Origin of the sequence: Actinocorallia populi (assembly GCF_002995495.1) — a bacterium.
GTDB classification, from domain to species: Bacteria; Actinomycetota; Actinomycetes; order Streptosporangiales; family Streptosporangiaceae; genus Actinocorallia; species Actinocorallia populi.
Genome location: NZ_PVZV01000003.1, coordinates 748,313 through 765,370, shown reverse-complemented (window position 1 = coordinate 765,370; position 17,058 = coordinate 748,313). Strand labels below are relative to the sequence as shown.

Genomic DNA, 17,058 nt, shown 5'->3' with positions numbered 1-17,058 from the left:
AGCTTCTGGCCGAAGGCGTTGATGGTGTGCGGCTTGCCGTCTTTGAAAGTCTCGGCCAGTCCCAGGCAGTGCCAGCCTCGGGCGAACCGGTTGCCCACCGCCTCCGCTTCGATGGCGCGGATAGCATCGGTGTCAGCTGCAGCCACGATGATCATCCCTTCAGGGGCGTTTCTGATGCAGAAGAACGCTATGTCGCAGGTCATTACCCGGAATCGCCCAGTCTCATTGGTCGGGACGCTTTACCTGGGCCCTCTCGGGGCCGTGGTCTGCTGCTGCCGTGACCCGAGCCAGTGAGGAGAAGGACCATGAGTGACGAGGTCCTGGAGGCGGTGCGCGAGCTGCTGCCGAAGCTCGCCGAACGGGCCAAGACCGTGGACGAGAAGGGGCGGATCCCCGCGGTCTCCATCCGGGAGCTGACCGAGGCCGGGGTGTTCCGGATGCTGCTGCCCGCCCGGTACGGCGGCATGGAGGGCGACCCGGCCGACTTCTACCGGGTGGTGCGGGAGATCTCCGGGTTCTGCGGGTCCACCGGCTGGGTTTCGGCGGTGCTCGGCGTGCACTCCTGGCATCTGGCGCTCTTCCCCGACGAGGTGCAGAAAGAGGTCTGGGCCAAGGGCCCGGACGTGCTGCTGGCCTCCTCCTACGCGCCGATCGGGCGGCTGACCCCCGTGGAGGGCGGCTACGAGCTGTCCGGCCGCTGGGGATTCGCCTCCGGATGCGAGTTCGCCTCCTGGATGCTGCTGGGCGGCCTGGTCGTGGGCGCGCAGGGCAGGCCCGTGGACTTCCTCACGGTGCTGGTGCCCAAGAGCGACTACGAGATCGACCGGGTCTGGGACACCACCGGCCTGCGCGGCACCGCCAGCGACGACATCGTGGTGGACCGGAAGTTCGTTCCCACGCACCGGGTGGTGCGCAACTACGACCAGGCCCAGCTGCGCGCCCCCGGCCTCAAGACCAACGCGGGGCCGCTGTACCGCATCCCGTTCGGGACGGTCTTCACCACCACCGTCACGTCCGCCGTGCTCGGCATGGTGGCGGGCTGCTACGACTTCTACGTGGCGTCCATGCGCGACCGCATCCGGCTCAGCCTGGGCGGCGGACGGTTCGTGGACGACCAGTTCGCCCAGGTCGCGGTGGGCCGCGCCGCCTCGGAGATCGACGCGGCCGTCCTGCAGATCGAGCGCAACCTGCGGGAGATGCGGGAGCACACCGTGCGCGGCGAGCAGATCCCGATGGAGCTGCGGCTGCGTGCCCGCCGCGACCAGGTGCGCGGCACCGAACGGGCCATCGAGGCGATCGACCTGCTGTTCAAGACCGCGGGCGGCAACTCCCTGCGGCGCGGCAACGTCATCGAACGCGCCTGGCGGGACGCCCACGCCGGCAGCATCCACGTCGCCAACGACCCCGACCGCGCCCTGGCGATGTACGGACGGGGCGAGTTCGGGCTGACCATCGAGGACAACCTCGTCTGACGCCCGTCCGGCGCCGTACCGCCGATGCCCCGCGCGTGCCGGCGTTCCGGAGGAACGACGCCCGCCCGGCGCCTTCGGTTCGGTGCCTCCCGCAGGGCGACGTTCGCCTGACGGCGTACCGCCGGTGGCCGCGCGTCCCGGCGTTCCGGAGAGGTGACGCCCGCCTGGCGGCATGCCGTCGGCCGCCCGCGCAGCCGTCCACAGGCGGGGTGATCCGCGTCACGCCCGCGCGTAGGGTGTGGGGGAAGGCCATGCGGAGCGGGAGGAGCGTGACGGTGGGAGCGTACTCGGAGGCATACCGGCTGAGCCTGGACGACCCGGAGCGGTTCTGGCTGGACGCGGCGCGTCTGATCGACTGGGACTCCTTTCCGACCAGGGCGCTGGACGGCTCGCGAGCGCCGTTCTACCGCTGGTTCCCCGACGGGGAGCTGAACACCTCCTACAACGCGCTCGACCGGCACGTCGAACGCGGCCACGGCGAGCGGGACGCGCTGATCTGGGACTCGGCGATGGTCCCGGCCGCACGCCGCTACACCTACCGCGAGCTGCGCGACGAGGTGGCCAGGGCGGCCGGTGCGCTGGCCGCGCTGGGCGTCGGCAGGGGCGACCGGGTGGTCGTCTACATGCCGATGGTGCCCGAGGCCGTCATCACCATGCTGGCCTGCTCCCGGATCGGCGCGGTGCACTCGGTGGTCTTCGGCGGGTTCGCCGCCAAGGAGCTGGCGGCGCGCGTCGACGACGCCCGCCCCAAGGTCGTCGTGGCCGCCTCCTGCGGGCTGGAGCCCGGCCGGATCGTGCCCTACAAGCCGATCCTCGACCAGGCGCTGGCGATGAGCTCCCACCGGCCCGACCACGTGGTCGTCCTGCAGCGCGACCAGCAGCGCGCCGAACTGGCGCCCGGCGAGCACGACTGGCAGGACGTGGTCCCCGGCGCCGCGCCCGCCGACCCGGTGCCGCTCGCCTCCACCGACCCGCTCTACATCCTCTACACCTCCGGGACGACGGGCAGGCCCAAGGGCGTGCTGCGCACCACGGGCGACCACGCGGTGGCGCTGGCCTGGTCGATGGGCGCGGTCTACGACGTGCGCGAGGGCGACGTCTGGTGGACCAGCTCCGACGTCGGCTGGGTCGTCGGGCACAGCTACATCGTCTACGCGCCGCTGCTGGCGGGCGCGACGACCGTCGTCTACGAGGGCAAGCCCGTCGGCACCCCGGACGCGAACGCGTTCTGGCGGGTGATCTCCGAGTACGGGGTGAAGAAGCTCTTCGCCGCCCCCACCGCGATCCGGGTGATCAAGAAGGTCGACCCGAAGGGCGAGGGCCCCGCCGGATACGACCTGAGCTCGCTGACCGGCGTCTACATGGCGGGCGAACGCCTGGACCCGGAGACCCACCGGTGGGCCACCGACATGCTGGGCGTCCCGGTGGTCGACCACTGGTGGCAGACGGAGACCGGCTGGCCCGTCGCCGCCAACCCGCGCGGCCTGGAGCCCCTGCCGATCAAGCCGGGTTCGGCGACCGTCCCGGTGCCCGGCTGGGACGTGCGGGTCGTCGACGCCTCCGGCGCGGAACTGCCCGCGGGCCGGGAGGGCGAGATCGTCATCAGGCTCCCGCTGCCGCCCGGCGCGCTGGCCACCCTGTGGGGCGACGACGAGCGCTTCGTCGAGTCCTACCTCAGCCGCCACGAGGGCTGCTACACCACCGGCGACTCCGGCCACCTCGACGAGGACGGCTACCTCACGATCATGGGCCGCGTCGACGACGTCATCAACGTGGCGGGCCACCGCCTGTCGACCGGCGCGATCGAGGCGGCCCTGGCCTCCCACCCCGCCGTCGCCGAATGCGCCGTGATCGGCGTCCCCGACCCGGTCAAGGGCCAGACGCCCCGCGGCCTGGTCGTCCTCAAGTCCGGCGTGGAGACGGACGAGGCCGAGCTGCGCGCCGAACTCGTCGCCGCCGTCCGCCGCGACGTCGGCCCCGTGGCCGCCTTCCGCGACGTCACCGTCGTCCCCGCCCTCCCCAAGACCCGCTCCGGCAAGATCCTCCGCCGGACCATGCGCGGCCTGGCCGAAGGCCGCGACGAGGCGCCCCCGCCCACCATCGAGGACCCCGCCGTCCTGGAGTCCCTCAAGCCCCTCCTCCACCTCCGCCCGGAACCCTGACCCGTCCTGGCGAAGGCCCGAACCGAAAAGGAGAGGCGTCGAAGCCCCTCCTCCGCATCCGACGTGGTTCCGCGAGGCGGAGGCGCGCGGGCGGAGGCCTGGGTGAAGCCGAACCGCGGGTAGTACTCGGGGCGGCCGAGCACGAGGACGAGGTTCTCGCCAGGTTCCGCGCCGTTTCGAGTCCGGCGCGGATCGCGGCCGAGCCCGCGCACTGCCGCCGATGGGACGGCAGGACGGCGCAGGGCCCCAGCGCGAGGGCGGGCGGGGTGGCTCTGGGGGAGGGTTTCTGGAAAAGGGGGAGGCCCGCGCCGGGTGGGCGCGGGCCTCTCGGTGAGGTGCCCGTGCCCCGAAGGGGTCCTTCGGGGCGGTGCGGGGCGGGGCGGGGTCAGCGGGTGTCGCGCAGGCCCTCGGTGAAGGCGAGGGAGTCCTCGAAGGAGGCGTTCAGGACGCCGCGGTGGTCGGCTCCCTGGTAGACCTCGTAGTCGACGGTGCCGGTGCCGCGCAGGGCGTTCACCAGCAGGTCGGTGCTGGCCTTGGAGACCAGCACGTCGGCGGTGCCCTGCACGACCTGGGTGGGCACTTCGAGGTCGAGGCGGACGGGGTCCTGAGAGCGCAGGTAGGCGGTCAGGGGGGCGAGGTCGGCGCCGGGGCGGAAGACCTTGTCCAGCGGGAAGGACAGGGCGATCTCGCGGTGCTTGGCGGTGCACTCGGTGCGGCCGGTCTTCAGCAGAGTGGCGGCGGCCTCGTCGGTCAGCATCTCCTCGGGCACGACCGAGGGGTCGGCGGCTTCGGCCCCGGTGATCAGGGTCGGCAGGAACGCCAGCGCGTACTGGGCGCCGGGCAGCTGCTGCCGGATGTAGTCGACGGTCAGGTGGAGGTCGTAGCCGCCGGGTGCCGCGGCCACCACGCCCTTCAGGTCCAGCTGCCCGGTTCGCTGCTCGGCGGCGGCGGTGTACAGGGCGGCCTGTCCGCCCTGGCTGTGGCCGACCGCGAACCAGTCGCGCCCGATCCGGCGGTCCAGCCTGCGGGCGGCGTGCACGATGTCCACGACGGTGTTCGCGGCACTGTCCCCGTTCATGTACGGGTGGCCGCCCTCGGTGCCCAGGCCCTCGTAGTCGGTCTGGACGACGGCGTAGCCCCGGGCCACCCACCTGTCGAGGTAGGCGGCGGTGACCGAGACGTAGTCGTGGACCGGTCCGTCGGCGGTATCGGCGGAGGGCGCGCACACGTCGGCGGTGCCGGTCGTGCCGTGCGCCCAGCTGATCACCGGCCAGCCGCCGTGCGGGGGGGTGCCCTGGGGCAGAGAGACCGTGCCGGAGACGGTGATCCGCCTGCCGCCCACGCCCTGCGAGGTGTAGGTGACCAGCCGGTTGGCCGACGCGCTGGGCAGCGCCGCCGTGCCGGTGAGCGGCCGGTCGCTGACGACCCGGCCGCGCTGGCCGGGCGGAACGCCGTCCCCGCCGGCCGCGGCGGGAACGGGCGCGAGGGCGGCGACGGCGGTTGCCGCCGCGGCGGCGATCCCCGCCGCGCGTGCGCTGAACGATCTCATGCTTCCTCCTCGCACATGCGATGAATTGGTGCGGTGCGCGAAGACCGGGGACGGCCTTGCGCGGGCGGAGCGGTCCACGTCTTCCCCTCATGGATACGGGGGAAGACGTGTGCGAAGGCCGGGACGGCCCTGCGCAGGTGGAGCGGTTTACCTTTCTTCTCCGCGCATGTGGTGGACGGCGCGGTAGGCGAAGACCATGGCGGTGCCGATGGGGATGCCGGGGCCGGGGTAGTAGGGGCCGGTGAAGGAGGCGCTGCTGTTGCCGGAGGCGTACAGGCCGGGGATGGGGGCGCCGGAGGCGTCCAGGACGCGGCCGTCGGTGTCGGTGCGCAGGCCGCCCTTGGTGCCGAGGTCGCTGAGGACGACCTTGGCCGCGTAGTAGGGCGGGCGGTCGACGGGGACGAGGGCGGGGTTGGGGCCCTTGCCGGTGGAGAAGAACCGGTCGTAGGCGTCCTCGCCGCGGTGGAAGTCCTCGTCGACGCCCTTCTCGGCGAAGCCGTTGAAGCGCTCGACGGTGGCGGTGAGGGCGTCGGCGGGCAGGTCCAGCTTCCCGGCCAGCTCCGCCAGGGTGTCGGCCTTGATCCAGGTGCCGGCCGCCAGGTGCTCGTCGGGCACGGCGGTCGGGATGGAGATCGCGGGCAGCCCCTCGGAGCGCGAGTCGAAGATCAGGTGGGCGGGCACCCGGCCGGGCGCCTCGGCCATCCGGCGGCCCATCTGGTCATACGGCAGCGACTCGTTGGCGAAGCGGTTCCCGGACGCGTCGACGATCAGGCCGCCGCGGAAGCCCAGGGTGAAGGCCGCGCCGCCGTCGGGGGTGGCCAGGCCCGGACACCACCAGCCCTGGTCCATCAGGCCGGTGGCCGCGCCGATGCGCGCCGCCGCGGCGATGGCGCCGCCGGTGTTGGAACCGGCGGGGGCCATGGTCCACTCGGCGGAGCCGGGGACGCCGTGGGCCTCGCGGGTGGCGGGGTCGCGTTCGAAGCCGCCCGCGGCCAGCAGCACGCCGCGTTCGGCGCGCAGCCGCACCGGCCCGTCGTGGCCCTCGGCCTCGACGCCGACGACACGGCCGTCCTCGACGACCAGCCCGGTCAGCGCGGTGCCGGTGCGCACGGTGGCGTTGCCGGTGGCGGTCAGGGCCAGCAGCAGCCGCCCGATCAGCGCCCGGCCCTGCACCAGCGGCGCGTCGGGGTCGTGGCCGAGACCGGCCCGGTCCCGGTCGACCGGCGGGCGCACCAGGGCGGCCAGCTCGCCGATCCGCTCGCGGGGCAGGACGCGCGGGATGAAGGCGCGGCCCATGTCCAGCCGGCCGGGGGCGTCGAAGTAGTCGGGGAACGGCTGCCACTTGAACTCGACGGCCGGGTCGTTCTCCAGGAACTCGACGACCTCGGGGGCGGTGGCCAGGAAGGCCTCGCGGTACTCGGCGCTCTCCTCGCCCAGCAGCGCCTTCAGGTAGGTGCGCGCCGACCCGGTGGAGTCGCCGGCCCCGTCCCGTTCCTGCACCTGGCTGCCGGGCAGCCAGATGGCCGCGCCCGAGTAGGCGGACGTCCCGCCCAGCAGCGGCGTCTTCTCCAGGACGACGGTCCGCAGCCCTTTCGCCGCGGCCGTCAGCGCCCCGGCCATGGCGCCGGCACCGGATCCGGCCACGATCACATCGACGTGCTCGTCCCAAGGAGCCCCGGAAATCCCCATGCGATGTCCTTTCACGTTACGGCGGCCACCAGGCAAGCAGCCGCTTATGGAGTGACGGACGCCGCATCCCACTCACCGGTATCGTGAACAGGTGTGGAGTCGCCTCCTGCGTCAAGATGGCGGGGTCGACATCGAAGGTGACAGGGGAGACCGTGCCGAGGATCGCAGCCGCGAGGCCGCCTGCCGAGCCCAGCTCGCCCGAGCAGCATGACCGAAGGCAGCGCATTCTCCGTACGGCCGTGCGCATCGGCTCGGAGAAGCCGTTGGAGCGCGTGCAGATGCACGAGGTCGCCAAGGCCTCCGAGGTCGCCATCGGCACCCTCTACCGCTACTTCCCCTCCAAGATCCACCTGTTCGCCGCCGTGATGGCCGCCCAGGTCGACCGCTTTCGCGACGAGATACCCCCGCCCGCGCCCGCCACCCACCCCGAGGACGTGGTGGGCGACCTCCTGGTCGCCGCCAGCAAGGAGCTGCTGCGCCGACCGGTGCTGGCGACGTCCATGCTCCAGTCGGCCAACACCGCCAACGTGGCGACGGTGTCGGACGCCCTCAAGATCGACCGGACGTTCAGCGCGATAGTGCTGGAGTCGCTGGGCATCGAGGTGCCCAGCGTCCAGGACGTCACCCTGGTCCGGCTGCTCATGCAGTGCTGGTACGGGGTGCTGCAGTCGAGCCTGAACGGGCGCATGTCCATGGCCGACGTGGAGAACGACATCCGGATGGCCTGCCGCCTGCTGCTGGCGTCCCGCTCCAACGCGCCGAAACCGGAGTGACCGCCGCGTTCCGTTGACCGGGACGGTGCGGAGAGACCGCCGTCACACCCGGGTACCTTCCCGGCATGAAGCGTTTCGACGGTGTGAAAGTGCTGCTCACCGGGGCGGCGTCGGGAATCGGCAGGGCCACCGCGGTGCGCCTGGCGGCCGAGGGCGCGGCGATCTTCGCCGTCGACCTGGCGGCCGAGGGACTCGCCGGGACGGTCGAGGCGGTGGACGGCCCCGGAACGATCACCACCCGCGTCGTGGACGTCACCGACGAGCCCGCGGTGGTCGCCACGGTGAAGGAGGCCGCCGACGCACTCGGCGGCATCGACGTCCTGGTCAACGTGGCGGGCGTGCACCGCACCACGCCGATCGACACGCTGAGCGTCGAGGACCTGACCTTCCTGTTCTCCGTCAACCTGGTGGGCACCGCCCTGTTCTGCCGGGAGGCGCAGCGGCACCTGCCCGACGGCTCGGGCGTGATCGTCAACGTCTCCTCGCTGTCGGCGACCCAGGGCAACCCCTACATGAGCGCCTACTCGGCGTCCAAGGGCGCGGTGCTGGCGTTCTCGCTGAGCCTGGCCGCCGAGCTGAGCGGGCGCGGGATCCGGGTGGTCCCGGTCTCGCCCGGCACCACGGACACCCCGCTGGTCCGGCGCCCGGACATGCTGCCCCCGGGCCTGGACCACAGTTACTTCAGCAAGGTGCGGGCACCGCTCGGCGCGGCGGTCCCGGAGCAGATCGCCTCGGTGATCGCCTTCGCGGCCTCCTCCGACGCCTCCTACCTGACCGGCCTCGACCTGCGGGTCGACGGCGGTTCCCACATGTGAGTAAGGATCAAGGAACATGACACGCACCATCGCGGTGAGCGGCTCGGCGTCCGGCATCGGCAAGGCGCTGACGGACCTGCTGCGCGGGCAGGGCGACGAGGTGATCGGCGTCGACCTGGCCGAGGCCGAGGTCGTCGCCGACCTGAGTACCGAGGAGGGCCGCGCCCGCGCGGTGGAGGGGGTGCTGGAGCGCTCGGGCGGGACCCTGGACGGGGTCGTGGCCTGCGCCGGGCTGTCCGGGCCGCTGACGCTCACGGTGAACGTCAACTTCTTCGGCGCCGTCGCCCTGCTGGAGGGGCTGCGGCCCGCGCTGGCACGGGCGGAGCGGCCCAGGGCCGCGGTGGTCGGCTCGATCTCCGGCACCCAGCCGGTGGACGAGATCGTGTTGCGCTCCTGCCTGAACGGCGACGAGGAGGCCGCGGTCGAGGCCGCCGACGAGGTGGTGGACAAGGGACGGGGCCGTACGCTCTACCCCTCTTCCAAGGCGGCGCTGGCCCAGTGGTTGCGCCGGGTCGCGGTCTCGCCCGCCTGGGCGGGGGAGGGCATCGCGCTCAACGCGATCGCGCCGGGCGTGGTGCTCACCCCGATGAGCGCGCCGCTCTTCGCCGACGAGAAGATGCGCAAGATCATGGACGAGGCGGTCCCGATGCCGCTGAACGGTTACGCCGACGCCCAGGTGATCGCCGAGGCGCTGGCCTGGCTGATCTCCCCGGCCAACTCGCACATGGCCGGGCAGGTCATCTACGTGGACGGCGGCGCCGAGGCCGTGCTGCGCGGCTCCGAGGTCTTCTGACGCGGAAACGGCCGAGGCCGCCTCACCCCCCGGGGGGCGAGGCGGCCTCGCCGTACGCGGTGCGGGGTCAGCCGCCGAACTTGGTGGTCCCGGTGTTGTCGAGGGAGGCCACGCTGTAGGCGGCGTAGGTCTGGTACGGGTCGCGGCCCTGGAAGTAGGGGGAGATCTGGGAGTCGAGCTCCTCCACGGAGAAGACGCCGTCGGCCGCGGTGAACTTCTGCTCCACCACGGGGGCGGCCATGAGGGCGACCACGTCGCTGTAGACGATGAAGACCTGGCCGCTGATGTTCTCGGCGGCGGGGGAGGCCAGGTAGCCCACGAACGTGCCGACCCGCTCGGGGGCCATGGAGTCCAGGCCGCCGGGGGCGGTGCCCTCGGCGAAGGACTCGGCGGTCATCGCGGTGCGGGCGCGGGGGCAGATGGCGTTGGCCTTCACCCCGTAGCGGGCCAGGCCCTGGTGGGTGGAGAGGGTCAGCGCGACGATGCCGGCCTTGGCGGCCGAGTAGTTGGGCTGGCCGGCGCTGCCGAACAGGAACGCCTCGGAGGCGGTGTTGATGACGCGGCCGTAGACGGGGCCCCCGGCGGCCTTGCTGGCGCCGCGCCAGTACACGGCGGCGGCGCGGGAGACGACGGCGTGGCCCTTGAGGTGCACGCGGATCACGTCGTCCCAGTCGGACTCGGCGAGGTTGAACAACATCTTGTCGCGCAGCACGCCGGCGTTGTTGACCACGATGTCCAGTGAGCCGAACGTGTCGACGGCGGCGGAGACGAGCTGCTCGCCCAGGGACCAGTCGCTGACGTCCCCGGTCACCGCGAGGGCCTGGCCGCCCTGCGCCTTGATCTCGGTGACGACCTCCTCGGCCGCCGGGCCCATGTCGTTGACGACGACGTTCGCGCCCCGCGCGGCAAGGGCGAGGGCCTCGCTGCGGCCCAGACCGGCGCCTGCGCCGGTGACGACGGCGGTGCGGCCCGCCAGGGAGAGGTCTGCGTTCATCGGTTGCTCCCGCTCAGGTTCGAAGGTGACCTCCGGACACTAGTACGAATTCTAGTTATCTGGGGGACGCCCGTCTCGTTCAGTGGGCAGATTAGCAAGTTGTGCAGGGATGACTCACTGAGTGGGACCACCCTTGTCGGCCTACGGAATGAATTCTAGATTCCTCGCATGACGACGCTGAATCTGGCGAGCCTCTACGAGGCGGTGGCAGCGGCCGTCCCGCAGCGCACGGCCGTGGTGTGCGAGGGGCGCAGGCTGACCTTCCAGGAGCTCGACGAGCGGGCGAGCGCCCTGGGGCACGGGCTGCTCGCCGCCGGGATCGCGCCGGGCGACCACGTGGGACTCCACCTGCTCAACGGCGTGGAGTACGTGGAGGCGCTCCTGGCCTGCCTGAAGATCAGGACGGTGCCGGTCAACATCAACTACCGGTACACCGACCGGGAGCTGGAGTACCTCTACACCAACGCCGACCTCACGGGCGTCGTCGTCGACGAGGCGTTCGCCCCGTCCGCGGCCCGCGTGGCGGACCGGTGCCCGAAGCTCCGCGCGGCCGTCGTGGCGCGCACGGGCGACGCCGCGGCCGAGGAGCCGTCCTGGCCGTCCCGCGTGCACGCCGCCGAGTACGAGAAGACCCTCGCCGGGCGGCCGACGACTCCGCCCCTGGCGGACGAGCGCAGCTCCGACGACCACTACATCGTCTACACGGGCGGCACCACCGGCCTGCCCAAGGGCGTGGTCTGGCGGCACGAGGACTTCTACATGGCCGCCCTGAAGGGCGGCAACCACTACGGCCCGCCGTACCTCACCGCGGCCGAACTGGCCGCCGCCGCAGCCGCGAGCGCCGAGGGCATGGTCTACATGCTCACTGCGCCCCTGATGCACGGAGCGGCGTCCTACAACCTGTTCACCTCGCTGCTCGGCGGCGCGAAGATCGTCATCCTGCGCCGCTTCGACCCCCTGCAGGCACTGCGGCTCATCGACGAGGAGAAGATCGGCATCGTCATGGTCGTCGGCGACGCCATGGCCCGGCCGCTGGCCGACACCCTGCGCGCGCACCGCTCGGAGTTCGACCTCTCCTCGTGGTTCGTGCTGGGCTCGGGCGGCGCGATCCTCTCCCGCAGCATCCAGGAGGAGTTCAAGGAGCTGCTGAGGCCGGACCTCTTCGTCAACAACGGCTTCGGCGCGTCGGAGTCCGGCGTCGACGGCACCATCCAGATCGGCGCGGACGGCCTCATGCGGCTGTCCCCCAACCCCCGCGTCAACGTCGTCGACGGCGACCTCAAGCCGATCCCGCCCGGCTCCGAGGAGATCGGCACCATCGCCCGCAGCGGCCACGTCCCCCTGGGCTACTACAACGACCCGGACAAGACCGCCCGCACCTTCCCCGTCATCGACGGCGTGCGCTGGTCGATCCTCGGCGACATGGCCCGGGTGGAGGAGGACGGCACCGTCGTCGTGCTCGGCCGCGGCTCCGGCTGCATCAACACCGGCGGCGAGAAGGTCTTCCCCGAAGAGGTCGAGCAGGCGCTCAAGTCCCACCCCGCGGTGATGGACGTGCTCGTGGCCGGGGTGCCCGACAGCCGCTTCGGCGAGCGCGTAGCCGCCGTCGTCGAGCTGCGCCCCGACGCCCCCGTCCCCGGTGCCGACGAGCTGCGCGAGCACTGCCGCGCCCACCTGGCCGGCTACAAGATCCCGGCTCTGATCACCTTCAGCGAATCCATCGTGCGCTCACCCAGCGGCAAGGCCGACTACCGGTGGGCCAAGCAGTTCCTGACCAGCGAGAACGACGAGAAGGAGACCCCCCGTGCCTGAAGCAGTGATCGTCGACGCCGTCCGCACCCCGGTCGGCAAACGCAACGGCGCCCTGAGCGGGCTGCACCCGGCCGAGCTCCTCGGCCTGACCCAGAAGGGGCTGCTGGCCAAGGCCGGGGTCGACCCGGCGCTGATCGGCCAGGTCGCCGGCGGCTGCGTCACCCAGGCGGGCGAGCAGGCCAACAACGTCACCCGCAACGCGTGGCTGGTCGCCGGGCTGCCCTACCAGACCGCCTGCACCAGCATCGACTGCGCGTGCGGCTCGGGCCAGCAGGCGGTGCACCTGATCGCCGGCCTGATCGCCTCCGGCGCCATCGACGCCGGCATCGGCTGCGGCGTGGAGGCCATGAGCCGGGTCTTCCTCGGCGCGGCCCTCGTCCCCGGGGGCGGCATGCCGGTCCCCGAGGGCTTCGCCCTCGACATGCCCGACCAGTTCACCGCCGCCGAGCGCATCGCCAAGGACAAGGGCATCACCCGCGAGGCCGCCGACGCGCTCGGCCTGGCCTCCCAGCAGAAGGCCGCCCGCGCCTGGGCCGAGGACCGCTTCGCCGGCCAGATCCTCCCGGTCGAGGCCCCGGTGATGGGCCCGGAGGGGCCGACCGGCGAGACCGCGACGGTCACCCGCGACCAGGGCCTGCGCGAGACGAGCATGGAGAAGCTGGCCGGTCTGAAGCCGGTCTACCCCGGCGGCATCCACACCGCGGGCAACTCCTCGCAGATCAGCGACGGCGCCGCCGCGGTGCTGCTGATGAGCGCGGAGAAGGCCGCCGAGCTGGGCCTGCGCCCGCGCGCCCGGATCGTCGCGTCCGGCATGGTCGGCTCCGACCCGTACTACCACCTGGACGGCCCCATCGCGGCGACCAGCCACGTGCTGAACAGGGCGGGCATGAAGCTGTCCGACGTCGACCTGATCGAGATCAACGAGGCCTTCGCCTCCGTCGTGCTCTCGTGGGCGCAGGCGCACAACCCCGACATGGACAAGGTGAACGTCAACGGCGGCGCGATCGCGCTCGGCCACGCCGTCGGCTCCACCGGCTCGCGCCTGATCACCCAGGCCCTCTACGAGCTGGAGCGCACCGACAAGTCGACCGCGCTGATCACCATGTGCGCGGGCGGGGCACACGCCACGGGCACCATCATCGAACGCATCTGACAGCCTGCGGACGAACCGTTCGGTCGCGCACAGCCCCTTTCTCGGGGGTCCTCCGCTCACGCACCCGGCAGGGCGATGGGGGAGGTTCGCGCCGTTGACGACCCGCAGACGGCGGCCTCACCAGAGTTCGGTCGGCGTCTGCGGGTCCGGGTCGCGCGTTGGTCACCCGGCCTGCTGCTTGCGGGTCCGGAGTCCGGGTGATGGCCTCCACCCGGGCATGAGAGGAAACGATGGAGACGGCAGAGACGAGCTCCCTGCTTGGCGAGGTTGATCGCGGCGTTGAGATCCCGGTCGATCCGCAGCCCGCACGCAGGGCAGCAGAACTCCCGCTGAGACAGCGGCAGCTCGGAGACGCGGTGGTCGCAGCCCGAGCAGGTCTTGCTGGAAGCGAACCACCGTTCGGCCTCCACCACCAGCACACCCCGCCAAGCGGCCTTGTAGACCACCAGCCGCGCCAGCGAGGCGAAGGCGGCGTCGGACAACGACTTGGCGAGGCGGCGGTTGGTGAGCATTCCGGCCACGTGCAGGTGTTCGAGGACCAGCCGGTCGTGGTTGTTGACCAGCAGGTTCGCCACCTCGTGCAGCTTGTGCTCGCGCATGGCCGCGGTGCGTGCCTGGTACTCGCGTACCTGCCGCAGGGCGCGGACGCGCCGTCGGGAGCCTGGCAAGGTGCGGGCCAGCCGCCGATGCCGGAGCGCCAGACCCTCCTCACGACGCCGGTAGATGCGTTCGGCCGGGATCCGCGCGGTCTCGACGCCCTCGTCGGTAGCGGCGACGGTCAAAGCGACCAGTCCTCGGTCGACCCCCACCCAGCCGGGCGCCTCCACCTCCGGTGGAGAGCACTGCAGGGAGGGGTGCAGGTCGGGGGCTTCAACGCTGACCGCCACGGTCCACCGACCACGCCGCCATCGCACGGTGGCTGCGGTGATGCGGGCTCTGGGAGTGCCGTCCAGGCCGGGACGCAGCAGCCTGCGCAGCGGCCGGGTGTCCTCTCGTACCCCGATCACCCCCAGGCGGGGCAGCCTCACCGCACGCGGACGGCCGGGAGCACCCACCGCAACACTCCCCTTCTGCGCGCGGATGCGGAAGCGGTAGGGGGTGCGGGACTTCTTCTTGAAGACCGGAAATCCTACCGAGGGTCCCGAGCGGCGGCCTTTGCGGCAGTCGACGAACGACGCCAGGCCGTAGGCGAGGTCGGCGGCTGCCTCCTCGAACACGATCGACGGGATCGTGCGGTGCCAGACCGCGCCCTGAGCGTCCAGGTCACGCCTCCAAGCGTTGACCGCATTGATCAAGTCGAACTTCGTCCACGGCGGTCGAACGTCAGGGTTGGTCTCGCGCTCGGCCAAGCGGGTCTTCACGAGAGCAAGAAGAGTGTTGTAAGCGGCGCGTGCGGCGCCGCCGGCCGTACGCAGGAGCGTCTCCTGACCAGCCGTCGGTTTGAGGGTGTAGGTGAACGCCGTCATCCGCGACACGCCCGTCACGATACGCACGCCAGTTCGACTTCACCACCGGAACATCGCAATGAGTCACGGGTTCTTACTCAGCGGATATGTGGAGGCTGGGCGAGCCCCGCGCCGGAGAGTAGTTCCATCACCTTGAAATCTGTCAGCAGTTTGTGAGAGAGAACATGACCATCGGACTGACCGAGGAGCACCGCGACCTGCGGGACGCGGTGCGCACCTTCACCTCCCGCGAGGTGACCCCGCAGGTGCTGCGCGCCGCCGTGGAGGCCGAGCGCGAGGAGCTGCCGCCGTTCTGGAAGGGCCTCGCCGAGCAGGGGCTGCTCGGGCTGCACCTGCCCGAGGAGGCGGGCGGCGCGGGTTACGGGCTGGTCGAGCTGGCCGTCGTGCTGGAGGAGCTGGGCCGGGCCCTGACGCCGGGCCCGTTCCTGCCGACCGTGCTGGCCGGCGCCGTCCTGCACCGCGCCGGGCACACCGCGCACCTGGCGGGGCTGGCCGAGGGCGGCACGATCGGCACGGTCGCGCTGCGGCCGGGCGGCCTCACGCTGACCCGCGAGAACGGAGGCGCCGTGCTGAACGGCGAGTCCGAGCCGGTGCTCGCCGGGCGGGTCGCCGACCTGTTCGTGCTGCCCGCCCGTGACGGCGCCGAGACGGTCTGGGTCGTGCTGCCGCGTGCGGCCGTCGAGGTCTCCGAGCTGCCCAGCCACGACGTCACGCGCCGTCTGGCCACGGTGAAGGCAGACGGGGCGGCCGTGGCAGGCGACGCCGTCCTCGCCGGTCTGGCCGAGCAGGACGTGCTGGACCTGGCCGCCGTGCTGTTCTCCGCCGAGGCCTCGGGGCTGGCGGACTGGGCGACCGCCACCTCCGCCGAGTACGCCAAGGTCCGCGAGCAGTTCGGCCGTCCGATCGGCCAGTTCCAGGGCGTCAAGCACCGCTGCGCGCGCATGCTGGCCCTGGCCGAGCAGGCCCGCGCCTGCGCCTGGGACGCCGCCCGCGCCCAGGAGGAGGACGCCTCCGCTGCCGAGTCCTCGCTGGCCGCGGCCGTGGCGGGCGCGACCAGTGTCGAGAACGCCTTCAGCACCGCCAAGGACTGCATCCAGACCCTCGGCGGCATCGGCTTCACCTGGGAGCACGACGCGGGCTTCTACCTGCGCCGCGCCCAGAGCCTGCGCATCCTGCTCGGCTCCACCGCGCAGTGGCGCCGCCGGGTCGCCCGGCTCACCCTGGACGGCGTGCGCCGCGAGCTGAGCGTCGAGCTGCCCGAGGAGGCCGAGCGCGTCCGCGCCGAGGTCCGCGCCGAGCTGGAGCCCGCCAAGGCTTTGGAGGGCCAGGAGCGGCTGACCTACCTGGCCGAGCGCGGCTACACCTCCCCGCACCTGCCGAAGCCCTGGGGCAAGGGCGCCGACGCGGTGACCCAGCTGGTGATCGCCGAGGAGATGCGGGCCGCCGGGCTGCGCGCCACCGACATGATCATCGGCAACTGGGTGGTGCCCACCCTCATCGCGCACGGCTCGCCCGAGCACCACGAGCGGTTCCTGCCCGCCTCGCTGCGCGGCGAGCTGCGCTGGTGCCAGCTGTTCAGCGAGCCCGGCGCGGGCTCGGACCTGGCGGCGCTGTCGACCAGGGCCGAGAAGGTCGAGGGCGGCTGGAAGATCAACGGCCAGAAGGTCTGGACGTCCATGGCCCTCGAGGCCGACTGGGGCATCCTGCTGGCCCGCACCGACCCGGCCGCGCCCAAGCACAAGGGCCTGTCGTACTTCCTGCTGGACATGAAGGCGCCCGGGATCGACATCCGGCCGCTGCGCGAGCTGACCGGCGAGGCGTTGTTCAACGAGGTCTTCCTCGACGACGTGTTCATCCCGGACGAGCTGCTGGTCGCCTCCCCCGGCGACGGCTGGAAGCTGGCCCGCACCACCCTGTCCAACGAGCGTGTCTCGTTGTCGCACGACTCGTCGCTGGGCAGCGGAGGCGAGGCGCTGCTGGGCCTGGTCGCCGCCGAGGGGGGAGAGGCCGACGACGAGCGCCTCACCGTGCTCGGCCGGATCCTGTGCGACGCCCAGTCCAGCAGCCTGTTCAGCCTGCGCACCACGCTGCGCTCCCTGTCGGGGGCGCAGCCCGGAGCAGAGGCCAGCATCAGTAAACTGATCGGAGTGGAACACATCCAGCAGGTCTGGGAGACCGCCATGGACTGGGCGGGTCCGGCGTCCCTGGCCACCACGGGGCGCTCCCTGTCGAGCGGGAGCCCCGACGCCACCTGGATGTTCCTGAACTCGCGCTGCATGTCGATCGCCGGCGGCACCACCGACGTGCAGCTCAACGTGATCGGCGAGCGGTTGCTGGGCCTGCCCCGCGACCCCGAGCCGGTGGGGAAGGGCTGACCGGT

The 17,058-nt window shown here is 72.2% G+C and carries 12 protein-coding genes and 1 pseudogene; 8 read left to right on the top strand and 5 right to left on the bottom strand.

Features of this window, described 5'->3' with window-relative positions:
* Positions 1–305: 305 nt before the first annotated feature.
* Both hsaA and C2865_RS16550 read left to right on the top strand, forming a co-directional pair.
* The gene (gene hsaA / locus C2865_RS16555) at positions 306–1,472 is read left to right on the top strand and encodes a 3-hydroxy-9,10-secoandrosta-1,3,5(10)-triene-9,17-dione monooxygenase oxygenase subunit (protein ID WP_106399334.1); all 1,167 of its coding nucleotides are present in this window, start codon (positions 306–308) and stop codon (positions 1,470–1,472) included.
* A gap of 251 nt (positions 1,473–1,723) precedes the next feature.
* Positions 1,724–3,634, top strand: coding sequence for an acetate--CoA ligase (locus C2865_RS16550; protein WP_106399333.1), 1,911 nt, complete (start codon positions 1,724–1,726; stop codon positions 3,632–3,634).
* 80 nt (positions 3,635–3,714) lie between these two features.
* On the opposite strand, the pseudogene C2865_RS40770 reads toward C2865_RS16550, so the two are convergent.
* The 3 genes and pseudogenes from C2865_RS40770 to C2865_RS16535 all read right to left on the bottom strand — a co-directional run.
* A pseudogene (locus C2865_RS40770) lies at positions 3,715–3,896 on the bottom strand (GNAT family N-acetyltransferase); the annotation flags it as partial.
* A 123-nt stretch (positions 3,897–4,019) separates the two neighbouring features.
* Positions 4,020–5,183 (bottom strand): alpha/beta hydrolase family protein, encoded by a 1,164-nt coding sequence (locus C2865_RS16540; protein WP_106399332.1) that lies wholly within the window; start codon positions 5,181–5,183, stop codon positions 4,020–4,022.
* Between the two features lie 147 nt (positions 5,184–5,330).
* Positions 5,331–6,872 (bottom strand): FAD-dependent oxidoreductase, encoded by a 1,542-nt coding sequence (locus tag C2865_RS16535; RefSeq protein WP_106399331.1) that lies wholly within the window; start codon positions 6,870–6,872, stop codon positions 5,331–5,333.
* 116 nt (positions 6,873–6,988) lie between these two features.
* On the opposite strand from C2865_RS16535, the gene C2865_RS16530 reads away from it, so the two are divergent.
* From C2865_RS16530 to C2865_RS16520, 3 genes are all read left to right on the top strand, one after another.
* Positions 6,989–7,645 (top strand): TetR/AcrR family transcriptional regulator, encoded by a 657-nt coding sequence (locus C2865_RS16530; protein ID WP_157963754.1) that lies wholly within the window; start codon positions 6,989–6,991, stop codon positions 7,643–7,645.
* Positions 7,646–7,710: 65 nt separating this feature from the next.
* Positions 7,711–8,460, top strand: coding sequence for an SDR family NAD(P)-dependent oxidoreductase (locus C2865_RS16525; RefSeq protein WP_106399329.1), 750 nt, complete (start codon positions 7,711–7,713; stop codon positions 8,458–8,460).
* Positions 8,461–8,476: 16 nt separating this feature from the next.
* A complete protein-coding gene (locus C2865_RS16520; RefSeq protein WP_106399328.1) occupies positions 8,477–9,253 on the top strand; it encodes an SDR family oxidoreductase in 777 nt (258 codons plus the stop codon).
* Between the two features lie 67 nt (positions 9,254–9,320).
* Here C2865_RS16520 and C2865_RS16515 read toward each other — a convergent pair whose 3' ends face one another.
* Positions 9,321–10,247 carry an SDR family NAD(P)-dependent oxidoreductase gene (locus C2865_RS16515; RefSeq protein ID WP_106399327.1) on the bottom strand — a complete coding sequence of 309 codons (927 nt, stop codon included), beginning with the start codon at positions 10,245–10,247 and terminating at the stop codon, positions 9,321–9,323.
* A gap of 168 nt (positions 10,248–10,415) precedes the next feature.
* On the opposite strand from C2865_RS16515, the gene C2865_RS16510 reads away from it, so the two are divergent.
* The gene (locus tag C2865_RS16510) at positions 10,416–12,059 is read left to right on the top strand and encodes an acyl-CoA synthetase (RefSeq protein WP_106399326.1); all 1,644 of its coding nucleotides are present in this window, start codon (positions 10,416–10,418) and stop codon (positions 12,057–12,059) included.
* The gene (locus C2865_RS16505) at positions 12,052–13,212 is read left to right on the top strand and encodes a steroid 3-ketoacyl-CoA thiolase (RefSeq protein ID WP_106399325.1); all 1,161 of its coding nucleotides are present in this window, start codon (positions 12,052–12,054) and stop codon (positions 13,210–13,212) included. Before C2865_RS16510 ends, C2865_RS16505 begins: the two co-directional genes overlap by 8 nt.
* Positions 13,213–13,268: 56 nt before the next feature.
* Here C2865_RS16505 and C2865_RS16500 read toward each other — a convergent pair whose 3' ends face one another.
* A complete protein-coding gene (locus C2865_RS16500) occupies positions 13,269–14,678 on the bottom strand; it encodes an RNA-guided endonuclease InsQ/TnpB family protein (RefSeq protein WP_106399324.1) in 1,410 nt (469 codons plus the stop codon).
* Positions 14,679–14,842: 164 nt separating this feature from the next.
* Here C2865_RS16500 and C2865_RS16495 point away from each other — a divergent pair, with 164 nt between their 5' ends.
* Positions 14,843–17,053, top strand: coding sequence for an acyl-CoA dehydrogenase family protein (locus tag C2865_RS16495; RefSeq protein WP_106399323.1), 2,211 nt, complete (start codon positions 14,843–14,845; stop codon positions 17,051–17,053).
* Positions 17,054–17,058 lie beyond the last annotated feature (5 nt).

Excerpts from the sequence above, each read along its gene's own strand:
- C2865_RS16500 (WP_106399324.1), bottom strand. The coding sequence starts at position 14,678 with ATGACGGCGTTCACCTACACCCTCAAACCGACGGCTGGTCAGGAGACG.
- hsaA (WP_106399334.1), top strand. The coding sequence starts at position 306 with ATGAGTGACGAGGTCCTGGAGGCGGTGCGCGAGCTGCTGCCGAAGCTC.
- C2865_RS16540 (WP_106399332.1), bottom strand. The coding sequence starts at position 5,183 with ATGAGATCGTTCAGCGCACGCGCGGCGGGGATCGCCGCCGCGGCGGCA.
- C2865_RS16525 (WP_106399329.1), top strand. The coding sequence starts at position 7,711 with ATGAAGCGTTTCGACGGTGTGAAAGTGCTGCTCACCGGGGCGGCGTCG.
- C2865_RS16510 (WP_106399326.1), top strand. The coding sequence starts at position 10,416 with ATGACGACGCTGAATCTGGCGAGCCTCTACGAGGCGGTGGCAGCGGCC.
- C2865_RS16550 (WP_106399333.1), top strand. The coding sequence starts at position 1,724 with ATGCGGAGCGGGAGGAGCGTGACGGTGGGAGCGTACTCGGAGGCATAC.
- C2865_RS16515 (WP_106399327.1), bottom strand. The coding sequence starts at position 10,247 with ATGAACGCAGACCTCTCCCTGGCGGGCCGCACCGCCGTCGTCACCGGC.
- C2865_RS16520 (WP_106399328.1), top strand. The coding sequence starts at position 8,477 with ATGACACGCACCATCGCGGTGAGCGGCTCGGCGTCCGGCATCGGCAAG.
- C2865_RS16535 (WP_106399331.1), bottom strand. The coding sequence starts at position 6,872 with ATGGGGATTTCCGGGGCTCCTTGGGACGAGCACGTCGATGTGATCGTG.
- C2865_RS16530 (WP_157963754.1), top strand. The coding sequence starts at position 6,989 with ATGGCGGGGTCGACATCGAAGGTGACAGGGGAGACCGTGCCGAGGATC.
- C2865_RS16495 (WP_106399323.1), top strand. The coding sequence starts at position 14,843 with ATGACCATCGGACTGACCGAGGAGCACCGCGACCTGCGGGACGCGGTG.